The sequence below is a fragment of the Staphylococcus sp. Y174-1 genome, from assembly GCF_049897865.1.
Lineage (GTDB): Bacteria > Bacillota > Bacilli > Staphylococcales > Staphylococcaceae > Staphylococcus > Staphylococcus saprophyticus.
Map to the genome: position 1 here is coordinate 715282 of NZ_JAFCXB010000001.1, position 13816 is coordinate 729097.

18 protein-coding genes and 1 pseudogene are annotated in these 13816 nt (G+C 31.8%); all 19 read right to left on the reverse strand.

The genetic code is table 11. From position 1 onward, the window contains the following. Positions 1-11 precede the first annotated feature (11 nt). The 19 genes and pseudogenes from ACP7BT_RS03525 to ACP7BT_RS03615 all read right to left on the reverse strand — a co-directional run bounded on the left by ACP7BT_RS03525 (position 12) and on the right by ACP7BT_RS03615 (position 13665). Positions 12-3101 (reverse strand): phage tail protein, encoded by a 3090-nt coding sequence (locus ACP7BT_RS03525; protein WP_426303729.1) that lies wholly within the window; start codon positions 3099-3101, stop codon positions 12-14. A 2-nt stretch (positions 3102-3103) separates the two neighbouring features. Beyond that, positions 3104-3412 (reverse strand): hypothetical protein, encoded by a 309-nt coding sequence (locus ACP7BT_RS03530; RefSeq protein ID WP_041080387.1) that lies wholly within the window; start codon positions 3410-3412, stop codon positions 3104-3106. A gap of 62 nt (positions 3413-3474) precedes the next feature. Beyond that, the gene (locus ACP7BT_RS03535; protein ID WP_041080386.1) at positions 3475-3969 is read right to left on the reverse strand and encodes a tail assembly chaperone; all 495 of its coding nucleotides are present in this window, start codon (positions 3967-3969) and stop codon (positions 3475-3477) included. Positions 3970-4021: 52 nt separating this feature from the next. Further along, positions 4022-4567 (reverse strand): hypothetical protein, encoded by a 546-nt coding sequence (locus ACP7BT_RS03540; protein ID WP_041080385.1) that lies wholly within the window; start codon positions 4565-4567, stop codon positions 4022-4024. Positions 4568-4572: 5 nt separating this feature from the next. Then, positions 4573-4995, reverse strand: a complete 423-nt coding sequence (locus tag ACP7BT_RS03545) for a DUF3168 domain-containing protein (RefSeq protein WP_041080384.1) — start codon at positions 4993-4995, stop codon at positions 4573-4575. An 11-nt stretch (positions 4996-5006) separates the two neighbouring features. Further along, positions 5007-5420 (reverse strand): HK97-gp10 family putative phage morphogenesis protein, encoded by a 414-nt coding sequence (locus ACP7BT_RS03550; RefSeq protein WP_041080382.1) that lies wholly within the window; start codon positions 5418-5420, stop codon positions 5007-5009. After that, complete coding sequence (locus ACP7BT_RS03555; protein ID WP_041080381.1) at positions 5407-5742, reverse strand: hypothetical protein; 336 nt, start codon at positions 5740-5742, stop codon at positions 5407-5409. Before ACP7BT_RS03555 ends, ACP7BT_RS03550 begins: the two co-directional genes overlap by 14 nt. 1 nt (position 5743) lies before the next feature. Next, positions 5744-6040: a phage head-tail adapter protein gene (locus tag ACP7BT_RS03560; RefSeq protein ID WP_041080379.1), complete on the reverse strand. Its 297-nt coding sequence runs from the start codon at positions 6038-6040 to the stop codon at positions 5744-5746. Then, entirely contained in the window at positions 6040-6333 is a 294-nt protein-coding gene (locus ACP7BT_RS03565) for a Rho termination factor N-terminal domain-containing protein (protein WP_041080377.1), read from the reverse strand. The genes ACP7BT_RS03560 and ACP7BT_RS03565 overlap by 1 nt, the downstream gene beginning before the upstream one ends. Before the next feature lie 13 nt (positions 6334-6346). Further along, a complete protein-coding gene (locus tag ACP7BT_RS03570) occupies positions 6347-7279 on the reverse strand; it encodes a hypothetical protein (RefSeq protein WP_041080376.1) in 933 nt (310 codons plus the stop codon). A 12-nt stretch (positions 7280-7291) separates the two neighbouring features. Further along, entirely contained in the window at positions 7292-7816 is a 525-nt protein-coding gene (locus tag ACP7BT_RS03575) for a phage scaffolding protein (protein ID WP_041080374.1), read from the reverse strand. A 119-nt stretch (positions 7817-7935) separates the two neighbouring features. After that, positions 7936-8100: a hypothetical protein gene (locus ACP7BT_RS03580; protein ID WP_160279508.1), complete on the reverse strand. Its 165-nt coding sequence runs from the start codon at positions 8098-8100 to the stop codon at positions 7936-7938. A gap of 66 nt (positions 8101-8166) precedes the next feature. Beyond that, positions 8167-8313, reverse strand: coding sequence for a hypothetical protein (locus ACP7BT_RS03585; RefSeq protein ID WP_157822572.1), 147 nt, complete (start codon positions 8311-8313; stop codon positions 8167-8169). Next, positions 8310-8861, reverse strand: a complete 552-nt coding sequence (locus ACP7BT_RS03590) for an ADP-ribosyltransferase (RefSeq protein ID WP_225791791.1) — start codon at positions 8859-8861, stop codon at positions 8310-8312. Before ACP7BT_RS03590 ends, ACP7BT_RS03585 begins: the two co-directional genes overlap by 4 nt. An 87-nt stretch (positions 8862-8948) precedes the next feature. After that, a pseudogene (locus tag ACP7BT_RS03595) lies at positions 8949-9902 on the reverse strand (phage minor head protein); the annotation flags it as partial. Then, positions 9862-11274, reverse strand: a complete 1413-nt coding sequence (locus ACP7BT_RS03600) for a phage portal protein (protein WP_041080373.1) — start codon at positions 11272-11274, stop codon at positions 9862-9864. The gene ACP7BT_RS03600 and the pseudogene ACP7BT_RS03595, both read right to left, overlap by 41 nt. Before the next feature lie 12 nt (positions 11275-11286). Further along, entirely contained in the window at positions 11287-12495 is a 1209-nt protein-coding gene (locus tag ACP7BT_RS03605) for a PBSX family phage terminase large subunit (RefSeq protein ID WP_041080372.1), read from the reverse strand. Then, positions 12485-13009 carry a terminase small subunit gene (locus ACP7BT_RS03610; RefSeq protein ID WP_041080371.1) on the reverse strand — a complete coding sequence of 175 codons (525 nt, stop codon included), beginning with the start codon at positions 13007-13009 and terminating at the stop codon, positions 12485-12487. Before ACP7BT_RS03610 ends, ACP7BT_RS03605 begins: the two co-directional genes overlap by 11 nt. Before the next feature lie 50 nt (positions 13010-13059). Then, positions 13060-13665, reverse strand: coding sequence for a hypothetical protein (locus ACP7BT_RS03615; protein ID WP_426303731.1), 606 nt, complete (start codon positions 13663-13665; stop codon positions 13060-13062). Positions 13666-13816: the final 151 nt, after the last annotated feature.

Genomic DNA, 13816 nt, shown 5'->3' on the forward strand with positions numbered 1-13816 from the left:
ATGCCACCTCCTTAAAAGTTATCTCCGATTGCTTCTCTAGCTCCTAATTCTTCAATAGTCGATTTAATCCATTCGGAATCTCCTTCATTTCTAACTAATACATTTACTATTGGCTTATTATTTTCTTCTAAGCTGTGTTTTACATCTTTACTCATATGCGCGTTAACATCACCATTCAATGAACCACCTAAACCTTCTGTTATGCCAGGTGACAAATCTACTTTAAATGCGTCCATTACTTTCATTGCCGCTAATCTGCTTTCTTTAGCCGCTTTACTTGCATATTGTGCAATTCCATTTCCTAAGCCAACCATAGAATACATACCTAAAGATTTGAACTCTCTTGAAGGTGATTTTATGCCTAACGCACTTTTAGCAGCATTTAATGCCCCTTTAGCCGCGTCCCAGGCCGCTTGCGCTAAATCTTTAGCTTTATCTATAACGCCTTGAATCATACCAGCAATCATATCAACCCCAGCTTGAGCGAAATCTGAAATAAAACTTCTCGCTTTTGATACAGCATTAGATACGCCTTGACCAACAGCAGATACTACTCGAAGAAATCCACCTACTATTTTAGCTAAAAATCTTCCCATACCTTGTTGAGCATGCGACACCATTTGAATAAATCCATTAACAATTTTTGCTAACCATTGACCTACATAAACAGCAATCGCAGTAACCAATGCACTAAATACGCTAGTTATTTTAGACCAAATTTGTGAGACTTTTGAGGAGACAGTAGCAAAAATTTGTTGCCAACTTGTACCGAAAATTCCAAGTATTCTATTTAGTGTACTTGATAAAAACCCAGTAATGATTCCCCAAATATTCACTATCGTTTGCCAAATCAACTGTAAATTTGTAGTTACCATATTCTTTAAAGTCTCCCAGGCTCCGCTAAAATCGCCTGTCAAAAGTTGAATTAATGCTGTAAATAAGGAGATGATTATATTTACAGCTATTGAAATAGCCGCACCTATTAATTGCGCCGCAATTTGAATGGTAGTCCACAATCCTTGAAACGCAGTAATGACTTGAGAAATTATCAACATAATTTGAATACCAAATATTTTATTAAAAAATTGGCCTAAAACCTCTAAAATAGGCATAATTGGTTGCAATGTAGATTGAATACTAGCCCACAATTCTTGGAACCATGAAATGATTCCTTGAATCGCACCACTGATAGTATTAGTCAAATCTTGCCACATTTTAGTGACGAAATTTCTGAAATCTTCATTTGTTTTCCATAAATAAACAATAGAACCAACTAAAACTGCTATGATGCCAACTACAATGCCAATAGGACTTGTTAGTGCAGTAAATGCAGTGCCTAATAATGGTAAAAGTTTAAATATATTTTCGATTGGGTTTAATAAAAACCCTATTGCTCCTTTAAGAATATTAATTATCCCAGTGAATATCTTACTTGCATTACCTGATGTAATAAATTTCTGTGCTAAATCTAATAAAGATGTTCCGAACAATCCTAAAAAGCTATTCACTGCCATCAATGGAACTGCTAATGACCAAATCGCACCTAATAATATTCCTGATATACCAATCAATCGAGCAATCCAAGAGTGATTTTCCATTAAAGTAGCTGTAAACCCTATGACTTGAGTAATTACTTTTAAAAGTGTGCTTGCAATTGGTGCCATTGCTGTACCAAAGGCTACTAATAAGTTCACGATATTACCTATTAACTGCATAATAACTGGACCATTTTTTTGTACATAATCAATGAACTTTCTAAAGCCCTCCGATTTACCAATGGTTTCTGACCAATTACGGAATTTTGCACTTATTTTATCTAAATATTCAAAAATAGTAGTTGAATTTTGTCCAAATATTTTCATTAAATTAAAAATACCGGCAAACACATTTTTAAAAATGTTGCCGATAATAGGTAAGTTCTTTTTAGTATATTCTATAAATTGTTTAATACTATTTTGACCATTTGCGCTATTAGCCCATTTTTGAAAAGATTGTCCTAAGCGATCAAACCAATTAGCTGACCATTGGAATAAAGGAGCTAATTGTGTAAATACGTTAATTATAGCGTCACCAAAGCGACCCAATGCACTTAATAATTTATTGAATACTGAAACCCCGGTTGTATTCATCATTTCAAAGAATTTTTGTGCTACTTTTGAATTTTCCGCCCATTCTAACATTTTCTTACTGGCAACGTTCACACCGTCAGCCACACCTTTTAATAATGGTGTTAATGATTTCATAGCGCTTTTAACTGTATTTAAACCATTAGCCATAGATTCAAATATTGCATTTGCGTTTTGTTTAACTATATCTTGCCATGTACTTTTAACTGATTCTAAAGCCGTTTGGTATTTTTGTGTAGCTGAACTAGCTTCAATCGTTCCATCTTCTAACATTTTAATTGCTGTTATTGCCATTCCTGCATATGCAACAAAACCACCAAAAGCAACAGCACCCGCTCCAGCAAATGCTACTACGCCACCAGTTAATACTTTAACTGCATTTAATACTGCAAATAGCGCTGGAACTAATCCAGCTATAATAGGTATTAATGCTTGTATAGACGTTAACATTATCCCTTTAAAAGTTTGTGAAAAAACAATACCAAATGATTTGATATCTCCAGCTAATCTATCTACATTATTTTTGAAATGATTAACTTGCGTTTCAACATTTCTAAACAGACGTTGTAATTTAGAAGTAGACGTTGTATCAGCATCAATTTTTATTGTTTTCTTTTTAGGCATCATTCTCAAAGATTGTGTAACTTTTTTTAATTTGATCAATGCCTTTGTGATATGTGCATCAACATTAATATTTCTATTGTTAGGTAATCTATATAAATTTTGAGTTACCTTTTTTATGTTGTATTGAGCTTTTTTCACTTTTGCGACTATGTCTATTTCTTTTCGAGGAGGGATGGTAGTAAGTATCCCTTTAGCTCTAGTTAACTTTTTTTGCAGCTTTCTTAAATCAGCAGTAACATCTACATTTATTTCATCAGGTACTGAAGTTTTTGCCAATCGTTGTGCTTTTCTGATATTACGTTCAAAATTTCTAATAACTGCATATATTTTAGCCACAAAATTACTTTCCATTTTCACCCTCCCTTGTGACTTGTATTTCTATTATTTAAAGAATTTACAAATCTTCTAGTTCCTCTCATTGCTCTTGCTCTTTCCCGTTTATTTTGAGCAAGTTTTTGCTTACGTTTTAATTCGTATTTATCCTCTTCACCTCGAACAGTGTACCTTTCACGTTCAAGTTGATTTTGTAGTTTAGTTAATCTTTTACCAGCTTGAACCATGCCATTTGCTTGTGCCATAAATAACATAGATTCTTTTTGATCTATCAAAGCTTGACGCCTCCCGACGATCCAATCGCTCCATTTATGTGGAACTAAATTCATAAGTTCGTCTTCTGGAAGATAACCTATATACTGGCTTGTCAGTTGCCTTACCTCTGAATAATTTAGTAAGGTAGTTCGCCCATGATTTCTTTGTAGTTGTTCTTCAACATTTCGATTCCGTGTTTCGTTGTTTCTTTCTCTTCTTCTTTGACCATCGGTATAGATTGATTCATCTGTGACCAATAAGCACGTGATTTCTGCTTGAAAAAACCACTATTGTTCATCATGTCTAACGCACCTTGTAACAGTTCTATAGTGTCGTCTTTTTCTTCAATAACTTTCATCAATGCGTCCTCAATATCTTCGCGTTTAGGTGCTTTTTTACCTAAATATGCAGTAGCACATTCCCAAAAATCAGCAATAGATTTTGTATCTCTAGATAAAATACCGTTATAAATTGCATTAAATCCTGGTACTTTTTCTTTTTTTCCTTTTTCATCTTCACGTTCTTCAGTAAACTTTTCTGCTTTCATGTCAAAATTAAAAGTAGCTCGTGCTTTTATTTCTTCATCATTGATTGTTAAAGTTGTAATTGGATTAAATTTTTGTTTTGTCATTTTTATACCTCTTTTCAAAATTTAAAAATAAAAAAGGAGCTATATGCCCCTTTTATGCTCCTGTATCAGACGATTTTTTAGTTCTTTCTTCATAAGTTCCTTCATACTCATTCATGTTTTCAAACTCAACAGTATTAGCCGCTTCACTTGGATAAAGCCATTCTTCTGGTAATTCATCGACTTCTCCATCAGCACTATTAAATTTAACTTTGGCAGTAATTTCTATCTTGTCGTCCTCGTCATCAAATGACCAATCATGTTCTTCAATTACTACATATGCAAAAGTTCCATGATGTTTACCATTTCGTTTTTGAACTTCCCAAATCCATATACGTAATTGTTTAAATAACTTAACTGATTCTTTTAATGCTTCTTGTCCTTTATCACCTGGCACTTTATCAACAGTTAATTTTATTTCTTCCTCTACGCTATTACGTGAATAGTCTTTTTTATCTCCTTTAATCATTTCAGCTAAATCATTACTTATTGTATGACCGCCTTCATCAAGACTTGCTAGTAAAATAGATTCTTCAATCGATAATTTAGAGGCTAATTTCTTATCGGCTATTTGAATTGCTGCAATATAATTTTTCTGCAATTTATTCACTCTCCTTCATATCTTGTTTTATGTCTATATTTAAAAAGAAGCCGTAGAATGCCATGCTTTGTATACTGATCTATATCAGTAATAACTTGCTGGACACTTATACGACTTCTAATAAATTCATAGTTTGGTATATTTAATTTCCTATTTACTACAAATGAAATATCTCTTATAATTCTAGCAGCCTCATCACGATTATAGGCTCGACTATACACATGAATAGTAATTGCTACATCTTCTTTCATACTATTTGCTGTTTCTTCGGGAATAACATTAGTTTCTCCTACCACAATATATGGATAAACAGCCTTTTTTTGGACACCATCATAAACTCTATGGTTAACATGTTTATGAACTAATGGATGATTTTCTATTTTATTATACAATCTATTAAAGAATTCAGGTTCAACGGATACCCACATGTTTAATCACCTCACCCAAAATACTTTCTAAAAAATTTCTCACCTTGGTCAACTGCAGGAAACCAAAAAGGCTGTGGTTCTTGGCCATATGTGATATACCATTGACCATCGTCACCTTTATATGACCACGGTATTTTTTCAGCTCTTGAACCACCTTGTCCAGTAGCAAAAATTCCAGTCCCAAATTCAACATAGATGGCATAATCTGCGCCAACACTAATAACTGCACTATAACCACCATCTGTAAATTTAAAATCTATACTTTCTTTTAAATAACCTAAATCTACAGGAGCTAGTGCAACTGCAGCGTTATATATTATAAGTGTGGTTTTTGCTATACCTTTTTTAACCCACTCTTGCATATCTTTTTCGAATTTCTCTAAATCTACTACTAATTTGTCACTACCATATTTAACTTTGGCCAACTTCATACACCTTCAATCTAGTAAGAAGTACTTCATGCATTCCGCCTTGGTCTGTTGGTTCACCAATAACTTCATAAAGTTTACCTTCAAACTTAAAAATTGATTCTCGATCTATAGGAAAATGAAATGGTGTATATAAGTTTCGGTCAAAAGACACATCCATTTGATAAAATTTAAGTTGCTCACTGGTAGACGGTGTATCCATAAATCCATTAATTTTTGTTATTGAAACAAATATTCTTTTTTGATTTGGAAATTTACCAACTAATTCAAAACTTCCTATTTCTATTACATGCGGAAACTCATTTAATGGATCAAACATGTTACCACTTCAACTTTCTATATGGCATTAAAGGTTTATATAAAGTATCTGGTAGCTCTGTAACAAAAGAATAGCTGACCGTCCCCATAGACCGACCAGCTATATTTCCAGTTTCTCCGTATTTAATACAGTCAGCTATAAATTTTTTAACTCCAGATGGATATGGTGCTTTGAATTTATTATTACAATATTCTTCTGCCATACCTTTGTAAATTAATATTAATGCCTCTATTTCTTCATCATGTGAATGGTCATCTAATGGCTTTGAATTTAATAATTTAACTTCATTAGCATCCATTAAGTATCACCTTGCAATGCTTTAATAAGTTCTGATTTCTTCATATCAGAATAGCCTTCAATACCCTGTTTTATAGCCGCTTCTTTTAGTTCTGCTACTTTCATACTCGAAAAGTCTTTTGCTTCTGAAATAGGCTTAATCAAAGGTATTCCTTGTCTATTTTTATCAGTAGATAAATCTTCTAAGCGTTCAGCACTAACTTTTAATCCATCACGTGGAAAAGTATCACCAACATTGTATTCGTAATCATTATCTTGTAAGTCTGTAAAGTATTTAATAGCTTCATAGGTCATAATTACTCACTCCTTATGCTCCTGTATCTTCGGTTCTAACTTCTGTAGCATGTGCGTCAATACCATCTCGGTTAGTCTCTACCTCAGTTCCACCAATTGTATAAATGAATTTTTGTAAGTGTTGTGGCACAAAAGCACCAGTATAAATTAATTGTTCTACTAAAGTACCAAACATACCTGGGATATTTGAATTCATCTTAGCTAAATCAGCTTGAATTGGTGAGGCTAATACTTCACCAATAACGCCCATTGCTTGTACACCTTGTAAAAACTTAGTCGGTACTTTTACAACTAAGAAACCATCTAATTCACCTTGAATTCCTTTACCTAAAACTCTTTGCTGAGTATCTCCTTGTGGTAATTCAATAACAAATTTCTTAATTCCTTTATAGAAGCTAGGTGATACAAATAGCACACGATTTTGTGATGCATTAATCTCATCTAATTCAACAGATACATCTAATACAGCATCGTACTGTGCATCTGCGCCACTACCTAATGTTAAATGCTTGGCTTTATTGCGGGCTAATGTAGCAAAACGTAAGTTATCTAAATAAGGTGATACAACTTCTGCAGCTTGACGTGCCACCACATAATTAATATCAATATTACCTTCTGTATCGCGTTTATCGAGTGCATCTACAAAACGTCCCCAGTATTTCTCTTGATCTAAGAAATAAGTAGTTTCTTGAATTTGTGGATGATCCCATTCATTTTGGGCATTTCGTTCATAGTCTTTTAGTTCAGTTATATCCCCTTTTAATACAGTAAATGACCGACCTTTCATAAAAATTGCGTCATTACTAATGATCGCAGGTGATGAATATGAGTGTTTAGCTGTTACTTTTTCAATAATTCCAATATGCTTGTTTTTTAGTAATGTTTCTCCAGGTTCGACCGTAGTTTGTTCAGCGAAATGCTGTAAGTTAAGTCTTAATTTTCCCATTATTTATCACTCCTATTTTAAAAATTCTGTCCACTGTTCAGTAAGTTTTTCCGATTCAGGATTAGCGCCAACTAGAGGTGAATTTCCTCTCGGTTTGTCAGCACCAAACAAATGTATATTTTCTTCTTTGAAACTTTCTAAGCGTTTATCTAAACCTTTTACTGTTCCATCGTCTTGTAATTCCAATCCTTCTTTATCAATAAGTTTTAGAACATGATCAGCGTTGACAGCATCTTTTGCCACTGCAACTTTGATAGCATTATCTAAACGCAACTCTTTCATTTTCGATTCATATTCAGCGTTAGTGTTTTTATATTCTTCAAGTTGCTTTTCTAATGCTTCTTTATCATCCACTTTAGACTCTAAATCTGTAATTTGTTTGTCTCGCTTAGAAATTTCTTCATTTGCTTTATCAAGTTCATTTTGAATTGATTTGGCATTATCTTTAGAATCTTTTAATGAATTGTGATGCTTATCAATAATTTTTTCGATAATTTCATCTTCTAATCCTAAATTGCGTAAAAATTCTCTTTTCATATTCCATACTCCTCACATTTTTTATTACGGTGGTCTTATCCACCATTGAGCTTTGCACCTTTTAACGCCTTAAGCATATTTGGGCATAAAAAATAGCCACCACACACTGTGTAGTAGCTTTAGTCACTTATTTCAGGTCTCACTTCAATTTTAATTGGCTCTCTTTCATTAGATGTACTTCCCTTTAATGTCTTTCTTTCGTTATTTAATTCATCATAATTATGTGCCTTAATTAATAACTCATTATAGTCATCTAAATACATAATCACTTTATTTTCTTCCATATAATCACTTCCTAATTATTGATATAAAAAACAGACCTTTTAACGCCGTATCTAGGGCGAATCATTTTATTTTTTACCTTTCTTAGATTCTTCTATTTTCTTTTTAAAATCATTAATTTCTTCTTCAGTTATTTTGTCATAATATTTCGCATCAAGTTTTCCATCTAACTCCCATCTTTTTTCAATACTTAAGTGCTTATATTCTTTATTCATTGCAATTCCTCCACTATTATATTGACACTAAGTTCTTTCATATCTTCATCTAAGTTTTCGATATAAAATTTCACTCCATGATTTAAAAGAATTTCTTCTTCCATTTTCAAATTAGAATAATTCTCTATAGATAATGCATTGGCTCCTTTTGGAATTTTACAAATCATTTTCCACCCATCTCCAAAGTATTGAGTGTTATCAATATGTCTCGAGGTGCTTTTGAATCCAATACCAATACCTATTAGTTTACCATTGTCATCTTTAATTAAATTTTTATAAATAGCTTTCAGTTCTTCTAATGAAATTCCTCTATATGTAATAAAGTCTTCGGGTATTTTATAATTACTAATTGCTGAGTTTAGGTTTCTTATATCTTCAAATACTGAACTATATGCACTTGGATTTTGATGTACAGGTGTAGATTGTCCATTAAACTCACCTTTTAAGAAACCATTAATGAATTCTGCTTTAGGTGTCGTATAATCAGAAATAGATTTTTGTATATTTTTTGGTAATTGATCTATATAATTTGTACCATCATTAACCACTTTTACGCTTTTCTTGTTATCTGGTTCTTTTATCTGAGAATAGTCAATATTCTTTTTAACATACTGCTTAGGTTTCTCTTTTTGTGCCTTTTTTATTTTAGATTCTTTCCACTCATTATAAGTTTGAAGTGGTTCAATAGAAGTACTGCCATCATCATTTCTTACTCTCATTGTTGTTGGCAATTCATCTTCATCTATATAATAAAATAACTTACATCGACAGGCAATGTTCTCACTTGCACTTTTGATCCCTACAAATAGTTTAGGTGCTGATCCAACACATCCACTAGAATGAAATTGTTCATCTAGAAGTAAGCTAACACCATCTAAATCTCTATGCGTAACTCTAGTACGTGTGTCTTTAGTCGCAAACCATCGTTTTTTCATATCTAGACCATTTTTCTGTGCTACTTTAGCGCTATCTAATCCAGCTTGTGACATTGCTCTACCCGCTTCAGTACGTGCTACTCGCATAGATTGTGCCTTTGTCATACCAATATCATCACGTAATGATTTAGCTATTTTAGAATATCCTTCACCACTCATAATACCTTGCGTAATATTCATTCTGATTTTTCTTAGAACATTTTCACGATGCTTTTCTAAAGTGGGAATTAATTTAATAAATTCTATAGGTTGTTCAATTGCTCTTAAAATCACTTCAGGACTAGGCACATCAATTTGCATGGGTATTTGACTTGCCATTTCATATAAATAAAGGCTCATAAGGAATTTTTCTATATAAGCATCTGCTTGTGATTTTTGAATAGCCTTGGCTACTTCTCTATAATCATTTGTAAGCATCGTACCTATACGAGTTAATTCCTTATTGAGCCTATTGTATTTATTAAATTCAGTCCAAGTGACATGTGGACTATCAGCTTGATATTTTTCAAACATGTCATTGATTTCTTGTTTTATTATCTTTAATCTTCGAGCAAAAAGCAATTCAATTTCTTTTTCAGCTTTTTGTATTAATAATTCTATATACTTATCTATATCATTCTGTGTTGTTATCTCTATGTTGTTCTTGTTGTTCATCGCTTTCCCCCGTTATAGAAGGTAATTGTTTATTTAGTTCATATCTTTCATTTTGAATTCTTTCTAATTCTGCTTCTAAATCTTCAACGAAAGGATGGTTTTCAATAACAGTTTCATGACTCACCACGCCCATTGAAGATTGCGCCATTTGTACTTGTAATTCTGTGTTTGCAACTTTGTTATAATTAAAACTTATATCAATTTCCTTATGATTAACTTTTAAATTATGATGTTCTATTACGTACCAAAGTAATTCTTGTATGGCCACTTTTGTTTTACGAGCTAATTTATCGGCTTTTAAATTTAAATTAGTGTATAAAAACTCTAATGCAACACCACTTGGTGCAGAACCAAATTTATCAGAACTAAAATCTACTGCTTGGCCAAATAACATTATATTTTCATATAACATCTTTAAATACTTTTCTGTATTTTCTACAGGTACTTTAATTTCAATTGTATCTACACCACCATCAACGTTACTTACTTTAATAGCGCCATAATGTCGCATATTACGTTTAAACTCTGATAAATCGGTGTCATCGTAATTAGTTAGAACATATATTAATTCATTTGATTCTTTAAACATGTTTGCTGTATCAGATAAACGCCTATTATATGCATCTATTTGAGTTTTATACATAAACAAATCTGAGCGTTCGGCATCGTTATTTTTAAAAGGTATAAAAGGAATACGCCCCCATGAACCAGTACTAAAATGTGTTTCTTGACTTTTTAAATTACGTGAGTAATCTCTTATTAAACTTCCATTATCATATATATAATAATTAATGAACGTTTCGTCCCAGTATTCTACTTTCATATCATTATCTATATTATAAAAGCGTATAAATGCTTCGAGTTTTTCGTGCTCTCTATCTTTCCATATCGGTACTGCTTGCTCAGCTGGCACTCTAAAAAATTTGAGTTCTCCCTCTTCGTCAATATATGGATGAATCCACTCAATACCTTTATTACTTGCACCAGTCAATACACTATGTAACTTGTCATCAAATCTACTTCCTAGCGCTAGATTGATTTGCTCTATTACATTGTTATCTGTGTATTTGAATTCGATTGGTTTTCCAACTAAATAAGATACTTTTTGATCAACCAAATTCGCATGAAAATTAGTAATTAATCTTTCATCTGGTTTTAATGGGTCTACTTTACCTGTTGCATCTCTTGAAGGTGGGTCTCTTATAATATCTGGCTCTTGATCATAATATTTTTGGCCAATTTCAAAGTTTGGTATTTTTTTCTGATGTGCTTTAATGTATCTTATAATCATTTCTTCTAATGTTTCAGGTTTATTATTATTTTTAATTATGTCATTAAATATTTCTGTCTGTGTTGGTTCACTCGGATACAAAATATCTCCTCCTTACTTAAAACCAGTTCCTGAACCTTTGCTAGATGTATAAATTGCATATCTCAAAGCATCTAAACAATCATCATTAGCTTTTACTGGTTCATCTTTTTTCTCATCCCAAACGTAGTTATATATTTCATCTTTAAACAACTTAACTTTGTCTTTAATAATAAATAACTCATTAAGTTTGAATCCTCTAGCAACTACTTCTATACCAGATAAAACTGATTTATCCGCATATCTAGCTTTTATTCCTTCTTTACCAAATCTGCTTATATGTTCAGTTCGAGCAGTGTCACAATAAAATAAGATATTGCCATGTCGCTCTATAACACCTTTTGCGATTTTAACCCAATCATCAATTTCTTTATGTTGATAAGCATGTTCTTCAATTAAGTATCTTTTGCCTTCCATATCTTCAGCAATTACAACAATTGATCCATGATGTTCATATCCCCAGTCGACACCAGCATATTTCTTTTTGATTTGCTTTTGATTATATTCTTCTTCTGTGATGTAGTGTATTTCTTCGTTAAAATCTTTATACACAACACCTTCAGCTGCTACCCATTTACCGTATATATCCCTATCGGTAAACATTCCTGTTGGCGTACTAGCAATAATTGATTCAATATATTCACTATCTAAAAAAGTATTATCAAATAAAGTAAATTGAAATGCTTTTATATTAAGTCTGCCATTGGATAATGTTTGTCCAGAATTATCAATATAATCTTTTTTAACTGGATGCATCGGATTTTCAGGGTTTGTGTCTACTAATATTCTTGCACCTTTATAACTACAACGAGAAAACACCTCTTTAATAAAAGTGTCATGTAGCGCTGTTCCTTCATTGAGAAATGCTCCAGCTGATGTAAAACCACGTGCTTTCTTCCAAGAATCTGCATTTTGACCGTCAAACACATAAACTTTATTTCCAAATATTTTAACTGCATTTGATTTATCTAATTTAAGCTCTTTTCCAAGTATTAATTCCATATCATCTAGCACATTACGACGGATAGATGCTTGAGTAGCACCACCTATAATAAAGTTCAATCCTTTATTCTCATAACCAGCTATGTGCATTAAAAAAAGCAGTATAAAAACATACGTTTTACCTGCTCGCTTAGCTCCACTTGCTATTAATATTTTTGGCCGTTCATTTATAAAACAATTCCAAACTTCTTGTTGTTTTGGATTTAATACTTTATCTATCATTTAAACCACCAGCTAACTTAATAAGTGCTTTAGCAATTTCAGACTCTTGACTATTATTTTCTGCATTATCCATTTTTTCAATTTTCTTCTGAAGCATTTGTATTTCTTTATCAAGTTTTTCATTAGCTAAACGACCATTTAAAATGCCATGAACTTTTAATATATGTTCTATAGATCGTTGGCGTTCTTCAATTCTAGGTGTAATGGTATACGTAACTTCTTTATCAACTTCATCCTTTAAATTGTTATATATCTTTGTATAAGACTGTTGATGTTCACCTCGAGCTATTGATGCAGAAATCATTAATGCTTCCTCCACACACATTAACCGCTCTTCTTTTAGTTCGCAAAGTCGCTTGTTTATATATTCCTTAATGTATGGTTTTGTTAAGTTTTCAGCTCCAACTGATCTAGCAGTTTTCTTACTATAACCAGCTTTTATTGCCGCTTCTGAAGCATTGCCAGTAATAATATACTCATCAGCAAACTTCTGTTGTTTTACTGTTAATTTCATGTCATCGAATCACCTTCTTATGCTAATTTCTAAAAAAGGAAAAAACCTAACTAGGATTTTTTCCTTTTATTTTTTCTATTCATAATCATTAATAAGATCATTAAATACATTAGTACTACTACCATAAATATTACTACCAATAGAAACAAAGACTCTTGATTTAACAATACATTTGTTATTTTGCCTTCAGTGTATATAATGTATAACCCACCTAAAAAAATATATACATATATAATCGAAAATACTAAGGCGAAATTTGTATATATTTTTTTCTTGTTATAATAGCTATCTTCTTGGGTTTCTTCTATATTTATCTCACTATTAATTAATAAACTCTGTAAAAGGGTATCTTTTTTTGTTGTTTCAAAAATTATATTATCAATAATGTTTAATGCTATGAGCGCTTTAGCTTGGTTTAAATTATTCATTTTATCTAGCTTTACATTATACTCTTTAGATGCTCCTAAAATTATTGTTTGCAAGAGTTCATCCTCGATGTGATTATGTATATGGATATAATTAACAATCTTTTCTATCACTAACTCATTAGTTTGCTTTATACTTTTATAATTATTAATTTTTTGATAAATCCATTTTAATAATAAACCACCACTCGCCAGTAAAATTGGATATATAATATTAAAAAATACTTCCATGACTATACTCCTCAATTATCTTTATTTATATTTATTATACTACAAAAAGCATCTATAAACTGTGAATGTAATAATTAATTTTTTTAGTCGAACAAGTATTTAAATTGGATTTAGAACTTCTTCAATAATTATAATCAAATATAATCTCAAA